This is a genomic window from Paracoccus nototheniae, assembly GCF_004335005.1.
GTDB classification, from domain to species: Bacteria; Pseudomonadota; Alphaproteobacteria; order Rhodobacterales; family Rhodobacteraceae; genus Paracoccus; species Paracoccus nototheniae.
Genome location: NZ_RQRT01000020.1, coordinates 1 through 22,214, shown reverse-complemented (window position 1 = coordinate 22,214; position 22,214 = coordinate 1). Strand labels below are relative to the sequence as shown.

Annotated in this window: 20 protein-coding genes; 3 read left to right on the top strand and 17 right to left on the bottom strand. The window is 65.5% G+C overall.

Going from position 1 to position 22,214, the window contains the following annotated elements; genetic code table 11:
- Positions 1–5 precede the first annotated feature (5 nt).
- The 3 genes from EG885_RS09590 to EG885_RS09580 all read right to left on the bottom strand — a co-directional run bounded on the left by EG885_RS09590 (position 6) and on the right by EG885_RS09580 (position 4,362).
- Positions 6–1,061 (bottom strand): ABC transporter ATP-binding protein, encoded by a 1,056-nt coding sequence (locus tag EG885_RS09590; RefSeq protein WP_131574257.1) that lies wholly within the window; start codon positions 1,059–1,061, stop codon positions 6–8.
- Entirely contained in the window at positions 1,058–3,253 is a 2,196-nt protein-coding gene (locus EG885_RS09585; protein WP_165571097.1) for an ABC transporter permease, read from the bottom strand. Before EG885_RS09585 ends, EG885_RS09590 begins: the two co-directional genes overlap by 4 nt.
- 86 nt (positions 3,254–3,339) lie before the next feature.
- On the bottom strand, positions 3,340–4,362 hold the full coding sequence (locus EG885_RS09580; RefSeq protein ID WP_131574256.1) for an ABC transporter substrate-binding protein: 1,023 nt from the start codon (positions 4,360–4,362) through the stop codon (positions 3,340–3,342).
- Positions 4,363–4,560: 198 nt separating this feature from the next.
- On the opposite strand from EG885_RS09580, the gene EG885_RS09575 reads away from it, so the two are divergent.
- Entirely contained in the window at positions 4,561–5,631 is a 1,071-nt protein-coding gene (locus EG885_RS09575) for a LacI family DNA-binding transcriptional regulator (RefSeq protein WP_131574255.1), read from the top strand.
- Here EG885_RS09575 and EG885_RS09570 read toward each other — a convergent pair.
- Together EG885_RS09570 and EG885_RS09565 are read right to left on the bottom strand one after the other, a co-directional pair.
- Positions 5,601–6,257 carry a TenA family protein gene (locus EG885_RS09570; protein WP_242679593.1) on the bottom strand — a complete coding sequence of 219 codons (657 nt, stop codon included), beginning with the start codon at positions 6,255–6,257 and terminating at the stop codon, positions 5,601–5,603. The two genes, EG885_RS09575 and EG885_RS09570, sit on opposite strands and share 31 nt — an antisense overlap.
- A complete protein-coding gene (locus EG885_RS09565; protein WP_131574254.1) occupies positions 6,254–7,090 on the bottom strand; it encodes a BtpA/SgcQ family protein in 837 nt (278 codons plus the stop codon). Before EG885_RS09565 ends, EG885_RS09570 begins: the two co-directional genes overlap by 4 nt.
- 29 nt (positions 7,091–7,119) lie before the next feature.
- Between EG885_RS09565 and EG885_RS09560 the strand changes: the two genes are divergently transcribed.
- A complete protein-coding gene (locus EG885_RS09560; RefSeq protein WP_242679592.1) occupies positions 7,120–8,004 on the top strand; it encodes a PfkB family carbohydrate kinase in 885 nt (294 codons plus the stop codon).
- 20 nt (positions 8,005–8,024) lie between these two features.
- On the opposite strand, the gene EG885_RS09555 is transcribed toward EG885_RS09560, so the two are convergent.
- From EG885_RS09555 to cyoA, 11 genes are all read right to left on the bottom strand, one after another.
- Positions 8,025–8,786 (bottom strand): glutamine amidotransferase, encoded by a 762-nt coding sequence (locus EG885_RS09555; RefSeq protein ID WP_131574253.1) that lies wholly within the window; start codon positions 8,784–8,786, stop codon positions 8,025–8,027.
- Between the two features lie 21 nt (positions 8,787–8,807).
- Positions 8,808–9,872 (bottom strand): phosphotriesterase family protein, encoded by a 1,065-nt coding sequence (locus EG885_RS09550; RefSeq protein WP_131574252.1) that lies wholly within the window; start codon positions 9,870–9,872, stop codon positions 8,808–8,810.
- Entirely contained in the window at positions 9,869–10,870 is a 1,002-nt protein-coding gene (locus EG885_RS09545) for an ABC transporter permease (protein ID WP_131574251.1), read from the bottom strand. The genes EG885_RS09550 and EG885_RS09545 overlap by 4 nt, the downstream gene beginning before the upstream one ends.
- Complete coding sequence (locus EG885_RS09540) at positions 10,870–11,652, bottom strand: ATP-binding cassette domain-containing protein (protein ID WP_242679591.1); 783 nt, start codon at positions 11,650–11,652, stop codon at positions 10,870–10,872. Before EG885_RS09540 ends, EG885_RS09545 begins: the two co-directional genes overlap by 1 nt.
- Positions 11,649–12,584: a substrate-binding domain-containing protein gene (locus EG885_RS09535; RefSeq protein ID WP_131574286.1), complete on the bottom strand. Its 936-nt coding sequence runs from the start codon at positions 12,582–12,584 to the stop codon at positions 11,649–11,651. The genes EG885_RS09540 and EG885_RS09535 overlap by 4 nt, the downstream gene beginning before the upstream one ends.
- Complete coding sequence (locus EG885_RS09530) at positions 12,584–13,630, bottom strand: LacI family DNA-binding transcriptional regulator (RefSeq protein WP_131574250.1); 1,047 nt, start codon at positions 13,628–13,630, stop codon at positions 12,584–12,586. The genes EG885_RS09535 and EG885_RS09530 overlap by 1 nt, the downstream gene beginning before the upstream one ends.
- Positions 13,631–13,942: 312 nt before the next feature.
- Positions 13,943–14,647, bottom strand: a complete 705-nt coding sequence (locus EG885_RS09525; protein WP_131574249.1) for an SURF1 family protein — start codon at positions 14,645–14,647, stop codon at positions 13,943–13,945.
- A 3-nt stretch (positions 14,648–14,650) separates the two neighbouring features.
- Entirely contained in the window at positions 14,651–15,052 is a 402-nt protein-coding gene (gene cyoD, locus EG885_RS09520) for a cytochrome o ubiquinol oxidase subunit IV (RefSeq protein WP_131574248.1), read from the bottom strand.
- Positions 15,052–15,678: a cytochrome o ubiquinol oxidase subunit III gene (gene cyoC, locus EG885_RS09515; RefSeq protein WP_131574247.1), complete on the bottom strand. Its 627-nt coding sequence runs from the start codon at positions 15,676–15,678 to the stop codon at positions 15,052–15,054. Before cyoC ends, cyoD begins: the two co-directional genes overlap by 1 nt.
- A gap of 12 nt (positions 15,679–15,690) precedes the next feature.
- Positions 15,691–17,694 (bottom strand): cytochrome o ubiquinol oxidase subunit I, encoded by a 2,004-nt coding sequence (gene cyoB / locus EG885_RS09510; RefSeq protein ID WP_131574246.1) that lies wholly within the window; start codon positions 17,692–17,694, stop codon positions 15,691–15,693.
- A gap of 21 nt (positions 17,695–17,715) precedes the next feature.
- The gene (cyoA, locus tag EG885_RS09505; protein ID WP_242679590.1) at positions 17,716–18,918 is read right to left on the bottom strand and encodes a ubiquinol oxidase subunit II; all 1,203 of its coding nucleotides are present in this window, start codon (positions 18,916–18,918) and stop codon (positions 17,716–17,718) included.
- A gap of 255 nt (positions 18,919–19,173) precedes the next feature.
- Here cyoA and EG885_RS09500 point away from each other — a divergent pair, with 255 nt between their 5' ends.
- Positions 19,174–20,505 (top strand): MFS transporter, encoded by a 1,332-nt coding sequence (locus EG885_RS09500; protein ID WP_131574244.1) that lies wholly within the window; start codon positions 19,174–19,176, stop codon positions 20,503–20,505.
- A 129-nt stretch (positions 20,506–20,634) separates the two neighbouring features.
- Here the strand turns inward: EG885_RS09500 and EG885_RS09495 are convergent.
- A partial coding sequence (locus EG885_RS09495; protein WP_131574243.1) for a calcium-binding protein occupies positions 20,635–22,214 on the bottom strand: 1,580 nt, incomplete at its 5' end.

Genomic DNA, 22,214 nt, shown 5'->3' with positions numbered 1-22,214 from the left:
GTCCTTCAGGCGATAAGGGCCAGGCCGCGCGGGCGAAAGCCAAGGGCGACGGGGGTGCCGGGCGACAAGGGGGCATCACCTTCGGCGTCAATGGCGAAAAGCGGACCGATCGCGGTCTCGATCTCGTATTCCAGATGATCGCCCAGATAGGCCGAGGTGGCGATGCGGCCCATGAACGGCCCCTGCCCCGTCTGCACGGTGATCGCATTGGCGCGGACCGACAGCCGCGCCGGACCCAGCACGGCATGGCGCGCGGGCACCTGCTGCACCAGACCGCCGACACGGACCGTCGCCGCCCCTTCGGCCAGACCTTCCACGGTGCAGGGCACCACGTTGGATTCCCCGATGAAATCGGCGATGAAATCCGAGGCGGGCTGTTCGTACAACTCGCGCGGCGGGCCCTGCTGGGCGATGCGCCCGTCCTGCATCACCACGATCCGGTCCGATACGGCCAGCGCCTCTTCCTGATCATGGGTCACATAGACGGCGGTAAAGCCAAGCCGCTGCTGCAATTCGCGGATCTCGGTCCGCACCCGGCGGCGCAGCCGGGCATCCAGATTGGACAAAGGCTCGTCCAGCAACAGAACCTGCGGCTCCAGCACCAGCGCGCGGGCGACGGCCACCCGCTGCTGCTGACCGCCGGACAGCTCGGACGGCAGCCGCGCGCCCATACCGCCGAGGCCCACCAGATCCAGCCCCCTTTCGATGGCGTCGCGCACGGCGCCACCCTTCATGCCACCGGATTCCAGACCATAGGCGACGTTCTGCGCCACGCTCATATGCGGAAACAGGGCGTACGATTGAAAGACCATCGACACGTCGCGGCGGTTCGCGGGCAGGCGGGTCACATCCTCGCCGCCGATCAGGATCCGCCCTGCGGTCGGCGTTTCCAGCCCCGCCAGCATCCGCAGGGTGGTCGTCTTGCCGCAGCCCGACGGACCCAGCAGGGTGACCAGTTCGCCCGGCTCGATCCGCAGGGTCAGATCGGGGATGGCGGTGAAAGCGCCGAAATCCTTGCGCACCTGTTCGAATGCGACGGCGCCGCGTGTCTGGATCGTCATGCGGGGGTCTCCTGGGGGTTGATCCTTGGGGCGGGCTGGACGCGGGCACGCAACCGACGCTCGCCCACCAGCAGCTGGAAGGTGCCGATGATGCTGATCATCACCACGATCAGGACCGAGGAATAGGCGATGGCGACGCCGTATTCGCCGTTCTCGACAAGGCCCACGATATAGGCCGTCGCCATGTTGTATTTGGCCGAGACAAGAAAGATCACCGCCGAGATCGAGGTGATCGCCCGGACGAAGGAATAGACCAGCGCCGCCAGAATCGCCGGGCGCAGCAGCGGCAGGATGACCTTGCGCAGGGTGCGGGGCGACGATGCGCCCAGGGTCAGCGACGCCTCGTCCAGCGACCCGTCCAGCTGGGCCATCGCCGCGACACCGCCGCGCACGCCAACCGGCATGTTGCGGAACACAAAGCAGAAGATCAGGATCAGCGCGGTGCCGGTCATCTGCACCGGCGGCAGGTTGAAGGCCATGATATAGCTGATGCCGATGACCGTGCCGGGGATCGCAAAGCTCATCATCAGGGCGAATTCAAAGATCCCGCGCCCCGGAAACCGCTGCCGCACGATCAGCCATGCGGTCAGCAGCCCGACGATGGCCGTCAGGGGCGCAGCGATCATCGCGATCGTCATCGTCGTCCAGAAGCTGTTCCAGGCGACGCCGGTCCAGACGAACCCGCCATCGAAGCCCACCGAAAAGGCGCGGGCGTAATGCGCGAAGGTCAGCGAGTGATCCAGACCCCAGGTCTTCACGAAACCGCCAAACAGGATCATCCCATAGACGAAGACCGTGAACCCGGCCCAGAGAAAGGCGATGCAGGCCACCGGCCAGGCCACCCGGCGCGGCAGCGCGGCATGCCGGCCGCCATCGCCCTTGCCCGATACGGTCGCGAAATTGCGCCGCCCCAGCCACAGCCGCTGCGCCAGAAAGGCCGACAGCGTGAACCCCAGAAGCACCGTCGCCAGCACGGCTGCGCGGGCGGGATCATGCTGCGCGCCGACGACCGCAAAGAAGATCTCGGTCGACAGGACGCCGCCATTGCCGCCCAGCACCAGAGGGTTGCCGAAATCCGCCATCGATTCGATGAAGCCGATCAGGAACGCATTGGCGATGCCCGGCGCCATCAGCGGCAGGGACACCTTGCGAAACGTCCGCCAGCGAGAGGCGCGCATGGTCTGGCTGGCCTCTTCCATGGACGGGCTGACGCCCTCGACCACCCCGATCAGAACCAGAAAGGCGATCGGCGTAAAGGACAGCATCTGCGCGATCCAGATGCCGGTCAGGCCATACAGCCAGCGGCCCAGTTCCCATCCGGTGATGTCCTCGATGAATTCGGTCACGAAACCCGCGCGGCCCAGCATCAGCGTCAGCGCAAGCCCGATGACAAAGGGCGGGGTGATGATCGGCAGAACCGTCAGCAGGCGCAGCCCCTTCTTGAAGGGCAGGCGCATCCGCGTCGCGACCAGCGCAAAGGCCAGACCCAGCAGGGTCGTCCCGGTGGCGGTGCAGATCGCCAGAAAGAAGGTGCGCCACGCCACGCCGCAGCCCCCTGCCCCGATCAGACAGCCCAGGCTCCAGATATTGGGGTCGCCGATATTGCGCGCGACGCCCTCGGCGGTGAACGAGCCGTCAAAATCCTGAAAGGCGCCGGTGAACATCGACACCAGCGGATAAAAGACGAACAGCGCCACCAGCAGGATCAACAGTGTGATCGCGCCCAGAACAAAGGCATCGCCTTTCAGCGCGCCGCGCTCGGCCAGACCAAAGGCGATCATCGCGGCGAAACACAGCAGCATGCAGATGGCCCCGGCGCCGAAGGCCTGCTGGCCGCCCACCTCGCCCAAAGCCTCCAGCGCGCCCCAGTTCCAACCGCGCAGGCCCACCGACAGGCCCTGCGTCATCATCCAGACGATCCCCGCAGCACCGATCATCGCCAGCCAGCCACCCCGCCGCGCGGGCGGCAGGGTCAGACGCAAGCCCGCCGCCAGCAGGATCAGGACCGGCACCGGCCACAACCACCATTGCCCCAGCTGCGCCACGCCGGGCCAGATGCGGTCATCGCCAAGGTAATCCCCGACCCAGCCCAGCCCGAAAAAGCCGCCGCGCAGCCGATACCACGGCACCAGCAGGAACGAGATCGCCGCAGCAAGCAGCAGAAAGTCCAGACGACGGTTGTCGCGCATCATGTCGGTCAGTCCTTTTGGCCAGTCCGGTTGTCGTCGCCGCCCGGGGGCGTCACGGTCCGGGGGCGTCGCCGCCCCCGGCCAGACCCCTACTGGGCAGCGACGCCCCCGGTTTCCGCACCCCACCGGGCCAGCAGTTCGGACCTCCGCTCGGCGCTGCCATATTCGGCGAAATCGTAATCGATCAGCGTGATATCGGCGAGATCGGGGGCCGCTTCCGGCGCCTTGGCCGCCTTGTTCGACGGGATCTGGTACGATCCGGCCTCGGGCATGATCGACTGAACCTCGGCGCTCAGCACCCAGTCATAAAAGACCGTCGCCTCGTCGGGGTTCTGGGCGCCTTCGATCATCGACATCGATCCGATCTCATAGCCGGTGCCCTCGCAGGGGGCGACCACGGCGATCGGAAATCCCTCTTCCGCCTGCGCCACGGCATCATGCATGAAGACGATGCCCAGGCCCGCCTCGGCCCGCGCCGCAGCCTTGACCGGCGCCGATCCCGATTTGGTATATTGAGAGACATTGGCGTTGAGCGCCTTGAAATAGGCAAAGGCCTCATCCTCGCCCATCAGCTGCACCAGCGTGGCAATCGCCGTATAGGCGGTCCCCGAAGAGTTCGGATCGGCCAGCTGAATCTCTCCCGCCAGTTCGGGATCAAGCAGATCGGCCCAGCAGGCGGGCGCCGTCAGGCCGCGTCGTTCAAAAATCTCGGTGTTATAGCCCCAGCCAAGCGCGCCGGAATAGACGCCGACGCTGCGATAACCGGACGTCTCGGCCTGCGCGACCGCCCAGGGCTGCAATTCGGCCAGCATGGGCGATTCGTATTCTGCCGTCAGCCCGTCCGCCGCCGCCTGCAGATGCGGATCGCCGGTGCCGCCCCACCACAGATCGGTCTGCGGATTGCGCCCCTCGGCGCGGACCTTGGCATAGGCCTCGCCCGAGGACAGGCGCACCATGTTCACGTCGATCTGGTGGCTGCCCTCGAATTCCTGAACCAGCCTTTCGCAGATCACGACATCGGCGGAACAGATCAGGTTCAGCTCCTGCGCCGCTGCCCCAGTGCCTGCCGTCGCCGCAATGCCGCCCAGCAGGGCGATCACAACTTTCGTCATTTCGGGTCTCCTCCCATCAGGCGTGCTCTGCCTCCCCGACATTGCACACGCGTGCATCAGCGTCGCCCCTGACAAGCGCACTTGTCAAGAAGCAATTCGGCGCGCTAGACCAAGGTGGATTGGCGGCATGACCGCTTGTGTTGCACAGCCGTGCAAACCAAGCCCGCACCCGTGGCAGACCCGCAGGAGAGATGTGCGATGCAAAAGACAGCCATCAGCGCCCGCGACGTGGCCGAGGCGGCGGGCGTGTCGCGCACCGCGGTCAGCCGCACCTTCACTCCCGGCGCCAGCGTCGCGCCGGCGACGCGCGCCCGGGTGATCGCGGCAGCCGAGGCGCTTGGCTATCAGGTCAACAGCCTTGCCCGGGGCCTGACCCGCGCGGAAAGCGGCCTTGTCGCGCTGATCGTGGCCGAACTGGACACGCCCTACCGGTCCCGGCTGGTCAGCGCCCTGACCGAGCGTCTGCAGCTTGCCGGAAAGCTGGCCATGATCATCAACACCGACCGCTCGGATGCCAGCGTCGAGGCCGCTTTGCGGCAGGCCATCGGCTATCGCACCGATGCGGCGATCGTGCTGTCGGGCATGCCCGATCCCGCGCTGGCCGATCTGTGCCTGCGCAACGGGTTGCGGCTGGTTCTGATCAACCGGGACGAGGCCCTGCCCGGAACCGTCCGCGTCCGGCTGGATGACGAACAGGCCGGGGCGGCGGCGGCGCGCACCCTGTTGCGGGCGGGGTGCACCCGTCTGGCGCTGGCGACCTCGGCCCCGGCCACCACCAGCCTTGCCGCCCGGGCCAGCGGGTTTCTGTCGGCGTTGCAGGAACAGGGGATCACGCCGATCATCGCCGCGCAGGGTCCGACCCATTACGATACCGGTCTTGCCTTGGGGACAAGGCTTCTGACCCGCGCCGATCCACCGGACGGGGTGTTCTGCGTCACCGACCTGCTGGCCTTTGGGGTCATGGATGCCGCGCGCCACCGCTTTGGTCTGCGGATCCCGCAGGATCTGTCGGTGATCGGGTTCGACGACATCCCACAGGCCGGATGGGAGGCTTATGGCCTGACCACCTTTGCCCAGCCCGTCAGCGGCATCGTCGATGCCTGCGTCGCCTGGCTGTCACGCCCGACCGAGGGGGACGCGGCAGAGACGGTGCATCTGTCCGCGCAGATGATCTGGCGCCGGTCGGTGCGCGCGCCGACCCCCATCAGCGATCCGGCCCAGGCCTTTGCCGGGACGGGTCAGGCCGCCCCGGACCATGCGGCATCGTGAAACGAAACCTCCAGCCGCTGGACATGGCCGAACAGCGCGATCAGCGCCGTTTGCCGGTCCTCGGGCAGGGTCGTGCCGATCCGGTCCACCCGGTCGCGCAGCCAGCGAGCCTGCGCCTGAAACTCTGGCGCGGCATGCAGGTCGATCCAGCCTTGCCGGATCGGGTCGGCCAACCGCGCACATCGATGCGCATCGCACCAGGTCCAGTACATCCATTCCGCCGCGAACATCGCCGTCAGGATATCGGCGAAATCGCCGTCCCGGGCGATGGCCAGCATACCGTCCCGAAAGGCGGCGACACGCGGGTCGGCCTGCAAGCCCGGGTCCGGGGCCAGACCGCGCCCGGCATAGGCATCGCGAAAATAATCCATCTGCCCATGCGCCAGCCCGTCCAGCGAACCGATCAGCTTGCGCCGGTCGTCCAGATCGCAGGCCTTGGCCACCGCATAGCCGAAAATCGCGATGGCGGTATCGACGAAGGCCCCCTCAATCAGCAGATAGCGGTCGAAGGCCGCATCCGGCAGCCGGTCGGCGGCCAGGTCCCGCACGAAGGGGTGCACAAGCATCGCATCGAATGCCTGCGCCTGTTCGGCCAGCATCCGGTCGCTGAGCGGGCGCGCCGTCACAGCCCGGCCTGCGCCGCATCCACAAAGCGCCGAACGCGTTCGGGTTCGACCGGATTCCACCAGACCCCGCCCTCCTTCAACGATGATGCGACGATCACCCCATTCGTACGCGACAGGATCTGGACGATATTGTCCGCCGTCACCCCCGACCCGACCAGCAAAGGCAGATGCGTCGCGCTGCCGATCTCGTCGATCTCGTCCATGCTGGCGCTGTCGCCGGTGCGCTGGCCGGTGGCGATGATGCAGTCGCTGTCGAAAAACCCCAGATCGCGGGTCAGTTCGGGAATGCTGCGATCGGCCACGATGGCGTGGCTGCCATGCTTGACATGCGCATCGGTGAAGACGCGCACATGTTCCGCCCGCAAGGCCGAGCGGTATCGCAGGGCCTGGGCCGCGCGACCCTCCATGAAGCCCTCATTGGCGACATAGGCATTGGCCCATTGGTTGACGCGGATGAAATCGGCGCCCCCCGCGACGGCGGTGGCAAGGGCGGGCAGGGGCGCATTGGCCAGCACGTTGATGCCGATGGGCAGGCCGAAGGCGCGCTTGATGCGGTCGGTGACGACCGACAGGAAGGCGGGCGTTTCGGGGCCGATCTCGTCGGGCTTGGAAAACGGGATGTCGCCGTGGTTTTCTATGATCAAGCCGTGCATGCCCCCTTGCACCAGACGTTCCGCATCGCGCATGCAGGTGTCGTAGATATCGTTCATCGACGCGCCACGATAGCGCGGCGCACCTGGAAAGGCGGGGCAATGGATCATCCCGATCAGCGCCTTGTCGCGCCCGAAGATGTCGCGGATGGCGCCTGCGGGCCGGTCGGAAATCAGTGTCATGGACGATCCTTTCAAAGAGACGGAATGGGATGATGAAGGCTTTTGTGATCGGAAACGCCGCCCTTGACGAGACGATATCGGTCGCGGATTTCCCGCGCCCCGGGGCCTCGATCTTTGGCCGGGCGTTGTCGCAGGATCTGGGCGGCAAGGGGGTCAATCAGGCCGTGGCGATGGCGCGCACGGGGCTGGCCTGCCATCTGGTCGCAGCCGTCGGTCAGGATGCCCGGGGCCGCGAGATCGCCGCGCGCCTTGCGTCCGAGCCGGTCATGGCGCAGCTGATCGCCCTGCCCGGCGTGGCGACGGACAATTCGATCATCCTGATGGCGGGGCATGGCGAAAACGCCGTGATCACCACGCGCGCCGCGGCCGGTGCGATGACCCCGGATCACGCCATCGCCGCGCTGGACAGGGCCGCGCCCGGCGATCTGCTGGTGCTGCAGGGCAATCTGGGTGCGGCAACGACCGGGGCGGCGCTGCGGGCGGGACGGGCGCGGGGCATGCGGACGGCGCTGAACCCCTCGCCCTTGCAGGATTATGTCGGCGATCTGTGGCCGCTGGTCGATTGCGCCTTCCTGAACGAGGACGAGGCCACAAGCCTTGGCGGCGATGCCCGCCTGCTGGCCCAGGGCGTGGCCGAGGTCGTGCTGACCCTTGGCGCACGCGGCGCCGCGCTGGTGCGCCCCGGCACCCGGATCGATGGACCGGCAACCCCCTGCGCGGTCGTGGACACGACCGGGGCGGGCGATTGCTTCATGGCGGTCGCGCTGGCCTCGGCGGCGCTGCGCGGGTCGCCATTGGACGCGCGCGCGCTGCGTCATGCCGCCATCGCCGCCGCATGGACGGTCGGGCGGGCGGGCACGGTCAGCGCCTTTCCCGATGCCTACCGGATGCGCGGCATTCTGGCGGGCGATTAGGCCGGGGAAGAGGCTGGGGCTCACCGGGCGACCAGCCAGCCGAACAGGTTCTTCCACAGGGTCTGATACCCCTGCCACGCGCAGAATTCCGGCGACAGCCAGTGCGGCCCCACATCCGAGGTCCAGGCCGCCGTGCGCCCCTGACCATATGTGCCCAGCACCAGCAACGGATGGCCACCCTGATCGTCGGGCAGGCGCGCGACGACGGTGGCGCCGTCGCGGACCATCACCTCGTTCACGCCCAGAATCGGCGGCCAGGCGGCGGGCATGCCCGCCATGACCGGATGGTCGGACAGGACCACATCCGCCTGCGCGCCCTCGGGGATCTCGACCCGGTCGTCCCAGGGATGGCAGGTGACGGGCAGCGTATCCTCGACCGCCGTATTGCGCCAACGGGCCTTGCCGTCGATTCCCTGAAACGAGAAATAACCGCCGATCATCAGCAGGTTGCCCCCCTGCGCCACCCAATCGCGCAGCATCCGCAGCCGGTTGGGCACGGTTTTCGACCGCAGCCAGACATCGGGCGGCAGCAGGAATGTGTTCGCGCCGATATCCGACAGGATCACGATGTCATAATCGGCCAAGCCACCGATCTGAAACGGAAACCCCTCGGCGGCATCATGGGCGGTCATGTAGTCGATCCGGAAATCGCTGTCCTTCATCGCCTCCAGCAGGGGCGTCGCGCCCGTGTGGAAGCGGACCGATCCGAACTGGTCGAATCCCTTGTAATGCGTTTCCGAGGTGGTCCAGCTTTCGCCCACCAGAAGCACGCGGGTTGTCATGGCTCAGTCCTTTCGCGAATGTCAGAAAGTGGCGTCGAAGACGCGGCGCGGGTTCGTCACCATCAGCCTGTCGCAATCGGCGGCGGACAGGCCGTGCCGCATCAGGCGCGGCAGGAAACGGCGGGTGACAAAGGCATAGCCATTGCCGCCATAACGGGTCAGCATCATCTTGATGAACACGTCCTGCGACAGCAGGATGCGGTCCAGAAAACCCTGTTCCGCCAGCCCCATGATCGCGCGTGCCACGTCGTCATCGGGCGGGCATTGCACGCCCTGATCGGCGTAAAAGAAATCCATGCCGATCATGTCGAATTCGACGAAGGCCCCCCGCTGCGCCAGTGTCGCCTGATAGACCGGATCAGCGTGCGAGGGGTTCATGTGGCACAGGACCGTGTGGCGCAGATCGGCGCCTTCGGATTCCACCACGTCCAGCACCCGGTGCCCAAGCCGGAACCAGCCCGGCAGATGCACCATCAGCGGCAGGCCGGTGCGGACCTGCGCGCGGGCGGCGCCGCGCAGGGATTTCTCCTCTTCCGGGGTGAAATCCGACGACACGCCGATTTCGCCGATCAGGCCGATGCGCGCATCGGTGCCATCGGTGCCGGTCAGCGCCTCGGCCACGATTTCGTCCGCGATGTCGTCCACCGACAGATGCGCCACCTGTTCGGGCATCGAGCTGGCCAGATAATAGCCCGCGCCCATGACAATGTTCAGCCCTGTTTCCCGCGCGATGCGGCGCAGGGTGACCGGGTCGCGCCCGATGCCGCGACAGGTCGGATCCACCACGCTGCGCCCGCCAGCGGCGGCAAAGGCGCGCAGCTCCTCGATCGCCAGATCGGGGTCGTCCAGCGCGATGTTGTGGCGGTTCACGAAGGGGTCTTGGCGCAGTTCCGACAGGATCTCGATGCAGACGGGCCGGTCGGCCAGATGCTGGCGGGCCGGATCGGTGGGCGCATTCCACCAGCAGCGGCAATCGTTCTGCAGATGCTCGTGCATCAGGGTGTGGCCCAGATCGACCGAAGGGATGGGCCCGCTGACGGTCATCACCTGACCCGAACCGGTGTGACAGGGGGACAATTCGCTCATGTGCGCGCCTTTCCGAACCGAAAGCCCCGGTCGAACAGCTTGGTGTTCAGCCAGATGGCGATCAGGATGATCGCGCCCGTCACGATCTGCGTGAAAAAGGGCGAGATGTGCAGCAGGATCAGCCCGTTGCCGATCACCGCGATGGTCATGGTGCCCAGCACCGTGCCCAGCATCGAGGCCTTGCCGCCCATCAGCGAGGTGCCGCCCAGCACCACGGCCGCGATCACCTGCAATTCGAACCCCTGCGCGGCATTCGACGACCCCGACCCAAGCCGCGCCGCGATCAGCATCCCCGCCACCGCCGAGGCCAGCCCGGCCACCACATAGACGGATGCCAGCACCCGTTTCGCGGGCATGCCGACCCGGCGCGCGGCCTCCATGTTCGATCCCACCGCGATGACTTGGCGCCCATATTGGGTGCGCAGCATCACCACAAAGCCAAGCGCCGCGATCAGCAGCGCGATCAGCGCGGGCACGGGAAAGCCCGCCAGCGTGCCGCGCCCCAGCCAGAAAAAGCCCGGGACATTGGTGATGGGAATCGAATACCCCTCGGTCAGGTACAGCGCGACGCCGCGCAGGATCGACAGGCCCGCCAGCGTGACGATGAAGGCGGGGATCCCCTGATAGGAGATGAACCAGCCCTGCGCGGCACCGACGCCCGCGCCAAGCGCCAGCATCAGGACCACGACCAGCGGCCAGGGCAGGCCCGCGCCGATGGCGATCGCGCAGACGGCATTGATCAGCGCCACCTGCGATCCGACCGACAGATCGATCCCGGCGGTGGTGATGACCAGCGTCATGGCCACGGCGACGATCAGGATGGGCGCCGCCTGACGCAGCACGTTCAACAGGTTGCCGGTGGTCAGGAATGTCGAACTGGACAGCCCGAAAATGGTCATGCACAGCAAGAAGAACACCGCAATCGACAGAACCTGCGCATGTTCGCCCACGAAATCGGCCATCGGCGATCCGGCCTTGCGTTCGGTATAGACTGACATCAATGGCCCCCTTTGCCGACGATCAGATCGACCAGTTCCTGCAGGTTGGTGTCGGCTGTCGCGCGTTCGGCGACCTTGGTGCCCTCGTACATGACGGCAATGCGGTCGCAGACGCGGAACAGATCCTGCATCCGGTGGGTGACCAGCACCACGGCCACGCCACGCGCCTTGACCCGGTTGATCAGGGCCAGAACCGCCTCGACCTCGGCCACGGCCAGCGCCGAGGTGGGTTCGTCCATGATCAGCACTTTTGGATCAAAGCTGGCGGCCCGCGCGATGGCAATGGCCTGACGCTGGCCGCCCGACAGCTTTTCCACCTTGGCGGTCAGGCGGGGAATGCGGATTTCCAGCGCGGCCAGCATCTTTTCGGCCTCGGCCAGCATGCGGGGCTGATCCAGAAAGGGGCCGCGCTTCAGTTCCCGGCCCAGAAACAGATTGCCCACGACATCGACATGATCGCAGAGCGACAGGTCCTGATAGACCATCTCGATCTTTTGCGCGCGCGCCTCGGACGGGGTGGTAAAGCGCACGGGTTTGCCGTCCAGCAGGATCTGGCCGCCATCGGGGACATAGGTGCCTGACATGACCTTCGACAGGGTCGATTTTCCGGCGGCATTGTCGCCGATCAGCCCCAGGCATTCGCCCGCGCGGATGTCCAGATCGACCCCACGCAGCGCCTGATGCGACCCGAAGGTCTTGGTGATGCCGCAGAGCGACAGGATGGCGGGGGGATGGGCAGGGGGATGATCCCCCTGCCCTGCCGGATGCGCCGCTGCGATCATTCGAAGACCGCGCGATAGGGGTCGACATTCTCCTGCGTGACGATGGTCACCGGGACCGAGATCACCGGCTCGACCGTGCCGTCATCCGACAGCGTGCCAAGCGCCTCGACGGCGGCGGCGCCCATGCCTGCCGGATCCTGCTGGATCACCGCCTTGACATAGCCCGCATCGATACCGGCAATCGCCTGCGCGGTCAGATCCCAGCCATAGACGGCCATGTCAGCCTGCCGCCCCTGACTTTCGACCGCCGCGATGGCCCCCAGCAGGGCCGGCTCTCCGGTGGCATAGATCGCGGTCAGGGCGGGGTTGGCGGTCATCAGGTTTTCGGCTGCCCCAAGTGCGGTGTCCTGCACGTTCTGACCATCGACCGTGCCCGCGACGGTGACCTTGGCGCTGTCCAAAGCCTCTTCGAACCCGTCCATCCGCACGTTCTGGATGAACGAGTTCAGCGCGCCGACGATGCCCAGGGTGGACCCCTCGGCCAGCGCCTCGTTGACGACGGCGGCCAGATCGGCCCCGGCCTGCGCATTGTCCACGCCGATCTGGGCCGAGTGCGGCCCCTCGGGCAGGATCGCATCGATGGCCACGACCGGGATTCCCGCATCCACCGCCTGCTGCACGGCGGGCATGATGCCGTTCACGTCGATGGCGACGACGGCAATGCCGTCCACGCCTTCCTGAATATAGGTCTCGATGGCGCTGTTCTGGGCCGCCGGATCGTTGTTGGCGTTAAAGATCAGCAGGGTGGCGCCAGCGGCATCGGCGGCCTCCTGTGCGCCGCGGTTCATGTCGTTGAAGAACAGCGCCTGCTGGTTGATCTGGACCAGCGCAAAGGTCTTTCCCTCTTGCGCGGCGGCGGGAAAGGCGGCGGCGATCAGGCCGCTGGTCAGCAGGGCGGCCAGCGCGTGGCGGCGGTTCAAAGTGGGGGTCATCATGATTCCTCGCTGTTGGCGTTGCGGTTGAACGGGCGGATCGGCGGCGCAACGGAGTTCCGCTCGATCAGCGTGACAGGCAGCAGCTCCTCTGACGGGGGCTTTTCTGCGGGTTGGGGGTCGATCCGCGTCAGCAGCCGCAGCGCGCGCTGCCCCAGTTCGCGGACCGGCTGTCGCACCGCTGTCACGGCGGGGGCGAACAGATGCAGGGGGCCGACATCGTCGAAGCCGATGACCGAAACCTGATCGGGCACCCGGATGCCCGACTGGCCCAGAACCTCGTAAAGGCCGATCAGCAGCTCGTCCGATGTGGCAAAGATGGCGGTGGGCCGCAAATCCGGGGATTGTGCGGCAAAGGCCCGTCCGGCGGCGCGCCCGGCCTCGGTGGTATAGGGGCCGCAGGACCGGTCGATCCGCAGGTCGGCCCCCGCCACCTCGGTCATGCCGGCGACGAATCCCGCATATCGGCGTTCGCCGCTGACCATCTGATCGACGCCGCCCACGAACAGGACATGGCGATGACCGGCGCGCGCCAGATGACGACCGGCCAGCCAGCCGCCCTGCCGGTTGTCGCAAAATATCTTGGGCGCATGGGTGTCCAGCACGTTTTCATCCACCACCACGCAGCGCGGCAGGCTGTTGATCTTGGCGCTCAGGTCGGGGCTGCTGGCATGGTTGGTGATGAAGATCAGCCCATCGGCATGGCCCTTGCGCACCAGATCCAGATAGGACAGCTCCCGCTCGGGGCAATTCAGCGTCGCATAAAGCGCCAGCGCCAGACCCATATCGCTGGCCTCGGCCTCGACCGCGCCGACCAGCGCCGCAAAGAACGGGCTGGAGATATCGGGAACGATCAGCGCGATGGTATCCGAACGCCCCAGGCTGAGCCGTCTGGCATGGGGATTGGGGGTGTAATCCAGCGCCCGGATGGCCGTGTCGATCAGGGTCGCGGTCCGCTCGGGCAGCTCCAGCGATCCGTTCAGATAGCGCGATACCGTCGTCTTCGACACGCCCGCAGCCGTTGCCACGTCCTGCAGATTGGCCACGATACCCTCCGTCCCGATCCTATAAAGCGGTTTAGTAAACTGGTTTATAAGGCAGGATGGACAGGGCTGGCGCAGCTGTAAAGATAAATTTTGGGGTTTCAGGGGGCCTGCCGTTTTTTTCGTCACGACGGGTCGATATGCATCTCGCGCCAAGGTTGAGGGGGGCGATATCAACACGGCTTGGTGATCTCGACCGGCCATGGCGCTCTGGGTGACGTCCGACAATCCCCGACCGCTTGCAAAAGGGCCGTGGCAAGACGCGCGGGTCGTCCTTTGCCGGGCGCCCGAACCGCCTTCGGCAATCGTCGCATCTCAGGCCTCTGGTTCGTCCTTGTGGCGATGGATGAAGACCAGAACGAAACCCAGCCCGGCGGCCATCGCGAACCATGTCAGCGCATAGGTCAGGTGGCTGTTCGGGAATGACACGACCGTCAGGCCGCCGATCGGGGCGGCGACGTCCGGCATGCGGTCCAGATCCAGAAACCACGGCGCGACCGGTCCGACGCCCCGGGCATCGGCAATCGCCTGAACATCGCGCGAGAACCAGCGATCCGCCCCGGGGTCGTTGCTGCGCAGAAACGCGCCGTCGGTCTGGGGCGCACGCATCAGGCCGGTCAGGGTGCGGTCCAGATCCGTCGCTGCGGGATCATAGGCCGAGATCTGGTCCACCGCGACAAAGCCCCGGTTGACCAGCAGCTGCCAGCCCTGTTCGGTCCGGAACGGTGTCATGACCCAATATCCGGCCCCGAACGCGGTGACCGCGCGCACCAGAGTATCCTCGGATGACAGATACCGACCGTTGACCGAAACCCGGCGGTATTCGCTGATCTGATCAGCCGCCCCGGGGCCGGGGGCCGGGACCGGGGCGGCAGTCACCGCAGCCTCGGTTCGGGCGATCAGGTCGCGCTTCCATTCCAGCCGCTGAACCTGCCAGATGCCAAGGCCCAGAAAGATCAGGCACAGGACCGCGCCGGGCAGCAGGATACCCCACCGCAGCGGACCCCGGCCCCGCGCCATGGCTCAGGTTCCGAAACCGGTGACCGGCGGTGCGCCGTCATGGTTCATCTGCGGCATCATATTAGCGTTCATGTTGTGCATGACCCACAGCGATCCGGCCAGAATGATCACCACGACGACCGCGGTGAAGATCAGCGCCATCATCGTCCAGCCATCATCCGAGCGGCCGTTCATATGCAGGAAAAAGACCATATGCACGACGATCTGGATGGCCGCTGCCGCGATCACGATGCCGCCGGTCAGCAGGCGGCTTTCCAAGCCCCCCGCCATCACCAGACCGAACGGGATCGCCGTCAGGATGACCGACAGGATAAAGCCGATCGCATAGGACCGATAGGTTCCGTGATCATGGCCATCGGCGTGATGCCCGTGGGCGGGGGCCTTGGGATGTGCGGTATCGGCCATCAGATCATTCCCAGCAAATAGACAAAGGTGAAGACGCCGATCCAGATCACGTCCAGAAAGTGCCAGAACATCGACAGGCAGGTCATCCGCCGGATATTCGCCCCGGTCAGCCCGTGCTGGCGGATCTGGATCATCAGCGTGGTCAGCCACAGGCAGCCAAAGGCCACATGCAGGCCATGCGTGCCGACCAGCGCGAAAAACGACGACAGGAAGGCGGATCGTTGCGGACCCGCACCCAGATGGATCAGGTGCTGAAACTCATAGATTTCGACGGCCAGAAACGACAGACCCAGAACCAGCGTGACCGCCAGCCACATCAGCGTCCGATCCTGCCGCCCCACGACCATCGACAGCATCGCAAAGCCGAAGGTCAACGAGGACAGCAGCAGAAAGGCCGTGTTGATCGCGACCAGATGCAGCTCGAACAGGGCCTGCGGGCCGGGGCCTGCGGCATAGCTTTGGCCCAGAACCCCGAACACGGCGAAAAGGACCGCGAACATCAGACAGTCGCTCATCAGGTAGATCCAGAACCCGATATTCGTCGACGCGCCATCCTCGTGGTGATGGGGTTCGGTGTCCCAGTACTGGACGGCCCTGTCTTCTGCGGTGGTGGTGGTGGTGGTCATCTTGTCCCCCGATCAGGCGCTATGCGCCGCAAGCTGGCGGTCGCGTTCGGCCTCGGTCCGCGCGACCTCATCCGCAGGAATGTGGAAATCGCGGTCATAGTTGAAGGTATGCGCGACGGCGACGGCGATCAGCGCGACAAAGGACGCCGCCGCCAGCCACCAGATATACCAGACCAGCGCAAAGCCGCAGATCACCGACAGGCCCCCCAGGATCACCCCGGTGCCCGTGTTTCGGGGCATGTGGATGTCCATATAGGTCGCCTGAGGGCGCGACTGGCCCACCTGCTTCATGTCATTCCAGGCGTCCAGACCATGCACGACCGGCGTGAAGGCAAAGTTATAGGCCGGCGGCGGCGAAGAGGTCGCCCATTCCAGCGTGCGCCCGTCCCAGGGATCGCCGGTCTCGTCAACCAGCGCCTCGCGCCGCCGGATCGACACGGCGAACTGCACCAGCATCGCCGCGATGCCGCCCGCGACCATCGCCACGCCCAGACCGGACACCGCGAACCAGATCCACAGATCGGGGTCGTCAAAGACCCGCATCCGCCGCGTCACGCCCATCAGGCCAAGGATGTACAGCGGCATGAAGGCGAACCAGAAGCCCACGACCCACAGCCAGAAGCTGACCTTGCCCCAGAAGACGTCCAGCTTGAACCCGAAGGCCTTGGGCCACCAGAAGTTGATCGCCGCGAACAGGCCGAACAGCACGCCGCCGATGATCACGTTGTGGAAATGCGCGACCAGAAACAGCGAGTTGTGCAGCACGAAATCTGCAGGCGGCACGGCCAGCAGAACACCCGTCATGCCCCCCACGGTAAAGGTCAGCATGAAGGCCACCGTCCACATCATCGGCAGATCGAACCGGATGCGGCCCCGGTACATGGTAAAGATCCAGTTGAACAGCTTGGCCCCCGTAGGCACCGAGATGATCATCGTGGTGATGCCAAAGAAGGCGTTCACCGACGCACCCGATCCCATCGTGAAAAAGTGGTGCAGCCAGACAAGATAGCTGAGAACCGTGATGCAGACCGTCGCATAGACCATCGAGGTATAGCCGAACAGCCGCTTGCCGGAAAAGGTCGCCGTCACCTCGGAGAAGACGCCGAACAGCGGCAGGATCAGGATGTAAACCTCGGGATGGCCCCAGATCCAGATCAGGTTCACATACATCATGGCGTTGCCGCCAAGCTCGCTGGTGAAGAAGTTGGTGCCGACATAGCGGTCCAGCGTCAGCAGGACCAGCGTCACGGTCAGCACCGGGAACGACGCCACGATCAGGATGTTCGTGCACAAGGCCGTCCAGGTAAAGATCGGCATCCGCATGTAACCCATGCCCGGCGCGCGCATCTTGATGATGGTGACCAGCAGGTTGATGCCCGAAAGCGTGGTGCCGACACCTGCGACCTGCAGGCCCCAGATGTAATAATCGACGCCCACCCAGGGGCTGAAGCCGATGCCCGACAGCGGCGGAAAGGCCAGCCAGCCGGTCTGAGCGAACTCGCCCACGAACAACGAGGCCATGATGATCACGGCGCCGCCGACGGTCAGCCAGAAGGACAGGTTGTTCAGGAACGGAAACGACACGTCCCGCGCGCCGATCTGCAACGGCACCAGATAGTTCATCAGCCCGGTGATGAACGGCATCGCCACGAAAAAGATCATGATCACGCCATGGGCGGTGAAGATCTGATCATAGTGATGCGCGTTCAGATAGCCTTCGGACCCGTTGAAGGCCAACAGCGATTGTAGCCGCATCATCACCGCATCGGCAAAGCCGCGCACCAGCATCACGATCGCCAGCACCATGTACATGATGCCGATCTTTTTATGGTCCACCGAGGTGAACCACTCGTGCCACAGATAGCCCCAGAGCTTGTATTTCGTCAGCGCCGCCAGAAGGCCCGCCCCGGCGATGGCGACCACGAAGGCGGTCGCCCATACGATGGGGTCTTCGGGGATTGCGCTGAAATTGAGACGGCCGAAAAGAAAGGTCGTGCTGTGATCGATCGTGGCCATTGTCGTATCCTGTCTCTCGTCTCAGAGGTTGTCGGCGTCGCCTTCGGGCGACGGGCGCGACAGCTCGGTGACCACCGGGGTTTGCGGACTCAGCCGGTCCATCAGACCAAGGCTGGGATGCGGCAGGCCATGACCGCGCAGCGGCGACGCATCAGAGGGGTGCGGCGGCAGATCGGCCCGCAGGGTCAGCATCTGATCTTCCTCGGCGGGCGAGCAAAGACCGGTGACGTAGAAGGGCTGCCAGCCCAAGGTGGGCGCGCGTTCGCCACGGCGGATGTCGCGTTCGGCAACCTGTTGCGATTGGGTGTTCATGGTGCCCGCCAGACCGATGCCGCCCTGACGGTCCAGATCCATCATCTCGGCCATGCAGATCCGGCCATCCTCGACGCACATGTTCACCACGCGCGAGAACAGCTGTGCATCCACGGCGCCAAAGCGTTGCGGCGGCACGTTCTCGGAAGGCTGCGCCAGATCCAGATAGGCGGTGCGGTCCAGATCGCCCCCCGCCTCGCGCGTCTCGGCGGCCCATTCTTCGAACGCGTCGGCCTGCACGGCATTCGCCTTGAACCGCATGCCCGAGAAACCGGCACCGGAATAATGCGACGACATGCCCTGAAAGCTGCCCTCGGCGTTGAAGATGCCATGCAGCTTGGTCTCCATCCCCGGCATGGAATAGATCATTCCGGCCATCGAGGGGATGTAGAAGGCGTTCATCACCGACGACGAGGTCAGGCGGAATTCGATCGGACGATCCACCGGCACGACCAGCTCGTTGACGCTGGCCACGCCCAGTTCGGGATAGATGAACAGCCATTTCCAGTCCAGCGAGACGGTCTCGACCACCAGCGGGGTCTGATCCTCCAGCGGGCGGTCGGCCGAGATGCGCTGGATCGGGCGGTAGGGGTCAAGGTGATGCGTGCCGACCCAGGTCATCGCCCCAAGCGCGATGATGATCAGCGCGGGAATCGCCCAGATCACCAGTTCCAGCTTGGTCGAATGGCTCCAGTCCGGGTCATAGCTGGCATCGCGGTTCTGGGCGCGATAGCGCCATGCGAACAGCACGACCAGCACCAGAACCGGGACGATGATGATCAACATGATCATGGTCGCCCAGACCAGCAGATCGCGCTGTTGCGCGGCGATGTCGCCTGTCGGTGCAAGAACCTCGGCCTTGCAGGCGGACAGGACGATCAGGGGCAGCAGCCACAGGGTTCGCTTGAACATCCGCATCATACCTTCGTCATACTTGATCAGGGGCGCCGCAGGCCGGGATCGGGTGATTCGCAATCACAGTTCCGGCTGACGGGCCCGGCGCATGACCTACTGTGTAGGCCACGGATGAGAAAGGCGGCAAGTTGACCTAGGACATTTCGCCCCATTTCCTTTACCCGGACCTGCGGGCATGCGATCTTCAGGCAGAAAATCAAGCAGCGATGCGCCCGGCACCGCTGCACCATTCCTTTCAGGAGGCGTCTAGTCATGGCGGCGTCAGTTCAACCCGGATCGGCCGGATCACGTCTCAACACGCGCGAGGATGCGGACGACCATCACGTCTCTCCCTCGGATATCGCGGTGGGCGTGATCATCGGGCGGACATCGGAATTCTTCGACTTCTTCGTCTTTTCGATCGCCTGCGTTCTGGTCTTTCCGGCGCGCCTGTTCGGCTTTCTCGGCCCGGTCGAGGGGACGCTGGCATCCTTTGTGCTGCTGGCCCTGGCCTTTGTGGCGCGGCCTGTCGGCACGGTGATCTTCATGGCCGTCGACCGCGCCGTGGGCCGCAAGGCCAAACTGACGGCCTCGCTGCTGCTGCTCGGCACCTCGACCGTGGCGATGGGGCTGGTGCCCAGCTATGACACGCTTGGCTGGTGGGCGATCCTGATCATGGCGGCACTGCGCATCGGGCAGGGTCTGGCGCTTGGCGGGGCGTGGGACGGGCTGCCATCGCTGCTGGCCCTGTCGGTGCCGCGCGAAAAGCGGGGCTTTTACGCGATGATTCCCCAGCTGGGCGCGCCCATCGGGCTGTTCGTCGCGGCGGTACTGTATGTGTATCTGCTGATCAACGTCTCGGCCGAGGAATTCATCGATTGGGGCTGGCGCTATCCGTTCTTCGTGGCCTTCGCGATCAACGTCGTGGCGCTGTTCGCCCGGCTGCGGATCGTCGCCTCGCCCGATTTCGACACCATGCTGACCTCCAGCGAGCTGAACCCCACGCGCATCCGCCCGACTTTGCGGCAGGACGGGCGGGGCATGGTGCTGGGCATCTTCGTGCCGCTGGCCAGCTTTGCGATGTTCCACATGGTGACGATCTTTCCGCTGTCCTGGGTGTTTCTCTATTCGAACGACGCGCCCGAGCTGGTGCTGTATTCGCTGATGCTGGGATCGGTGGCGGGGATCGGCTCGATCGTCGCATCCGGCTATATCGCTGACGGCATCGGACGCCAGCGTCTGCTGATGCTGGGCGCGCTGGCCATCGGGGCCTTTGCCCTGTTCGGCCCGCTGCTGCTGGCCGCAGGGCGCGAGGGGGCCACCATCTATATCGTTCTGGGCTTTATCCTGCTGGGTCTCAGCTTTGGGCAAAGTTCGGGCGTGATCGCATCGCTGTTCGGCAAGCGGAACCGCTATACGGCCTCGGCGCTGGTGTCGTCGCTGTCATGGATGTTCGGGGCGGGCTTTGCGCCGCTGACGGCGTTGTCGGTGGCCAGCTATCTGGGCCTGTGGGCGGCGGGCATCTATCTGCTGTCCGGTGCGATCTGCACGATCGTCGCGATCCGCATGGCACGCAGAAGCGAGATGGAGATCACAGACGAATAACCCGGCAGGCCCATCCGCACGGGGGCACAAGGCCGCCGCGCCGATGTCCTGCCTGAAAAACCGGCACCGCCTCATCCGACACGGGATGAGGCGGTGTTTTTCGTCAGGGTGATGAACGCAAGGCGGGTGTCACAGGATAAAGTCGGATGCCGCCAGATCGTGCAGGCCCAGAAGGCGGATCTGCGCCTCTGCTGCGGTATCGTTGTCCGTATCGATCTGAACGAAAGTGTCCGTTCCGTTATCAAAGATGCGGACCTGATTGGTGCCGCCGCTGGCAAAGCCCGCCTCTCCGACGAACAGGAAGGTCAGCCCCGCCATGTCGCCGATATCGATGAGATCGCCCCCCGCAGCACCCGCCTGCCCGAAATCCGTGATCACGTCCGAGGCCGCCAGCGTGCTGTGGGTGGTCGTGGCAAAGACGAAGACATCATCGCCCAGCCCCCCGGTCAGCACGTCCAGACCCGCGCCGCCGACCAGCAGGTCGTTGCCCTGATCGCCTTCCAGCGTATCGTTGCCGTTCACGCCGCTCAGCGTGTCGTTACCGTCCCCCCCTTGCAGGCGGTTCGCGGCGGCGGTGCCAAAGGCCAGGTCGGCGCCCTGACCCATGATCAGCGCCTCGACCGACTGGACCCTGTCGGACAGGGCCGCGGTCGCGCCGGTTCCCAGCACCGTCGCTGTCGCAAAGGACAGATCGACCGACAGATCCGTCGCATAGGCCGACAGGTCCAGCGTGTCGAAACCCGCCGCGCCGGTGTAAAGATCGCTGGCATTGTCGGTGCGCACTACGAAAAAGTCGTTCCCGCCGCCCGCATTCAGACTGTTGGCCAGATCGTTCCCGGTCAGCACGTCGGCCCCGTTGCCGCTGCGCACATTGGCGATGTTGGCGATCGCGGAAAAGCCCGAGGCGGTGCCCGCCCCCAGATCGACCACGACCCCGGCAGAGCCCGCCGCATAGACCAGCGTGTCGGCGCTGCCCGCCAGATCGACCTCGATCTGTTCGACCGAGACGATGGCGCTGGTGCCGCTGAGCGCGGTCAGTGTCGTGCCGTTCCAGCTGGCGGTCAGCGTCTCGTTTCCGGCGGTGCCGGTGATGCGCAGCCGGTCGGCGCCATCGCCGCCGTTGACCACGTCGCTGCCATCGCCCCAGGCATACAGGAACAGGTCATCCCCCGCGCCGCCCTGGATCTGGTCGTTGTTGCGACCGCCGGACAGAATGTCGCGCCCGTCGCCGCCGTTCAGCGTGTCGTTTCCGGCCTGACCGAACAGCACGTCGTCGCCGGTTCCGCCGGTCAGCACATCGACCCCGCCCAGACCATAGACCAGATCATCCCCGGTCGACCCGGTGATCGCATCGGCGCTGTTGGTGCCGGTCCGCACCTGCAGCCGCTCGGTCTGGCTGACCCCCAGGGTCGAAAAGGTCAGATCCAGCTGATGGGTCTGATTGATGCCCAAGGTGCCGGTCAGGGCCAGCGTCCCGTCGCCCGCCAGACTGAACAGCGCGCTGCTGCCAGAGGCCAGCGCAAAGCTGCCCGGCACGCCCTGCGCGGTCACGCGGCCGATCGTCGCGCCGCTTGCCGGCAGCGCCAGAGGGGCATCCCCGACCTCCAGCGCAAGGTTCACGTCGATGCCGATCGGCGTGTCGATGGCGATGGTCTGGTCGGCGAATTCCAGATCTTCGACATTGCGGATCAGGTCGGTATCGTCAAAGG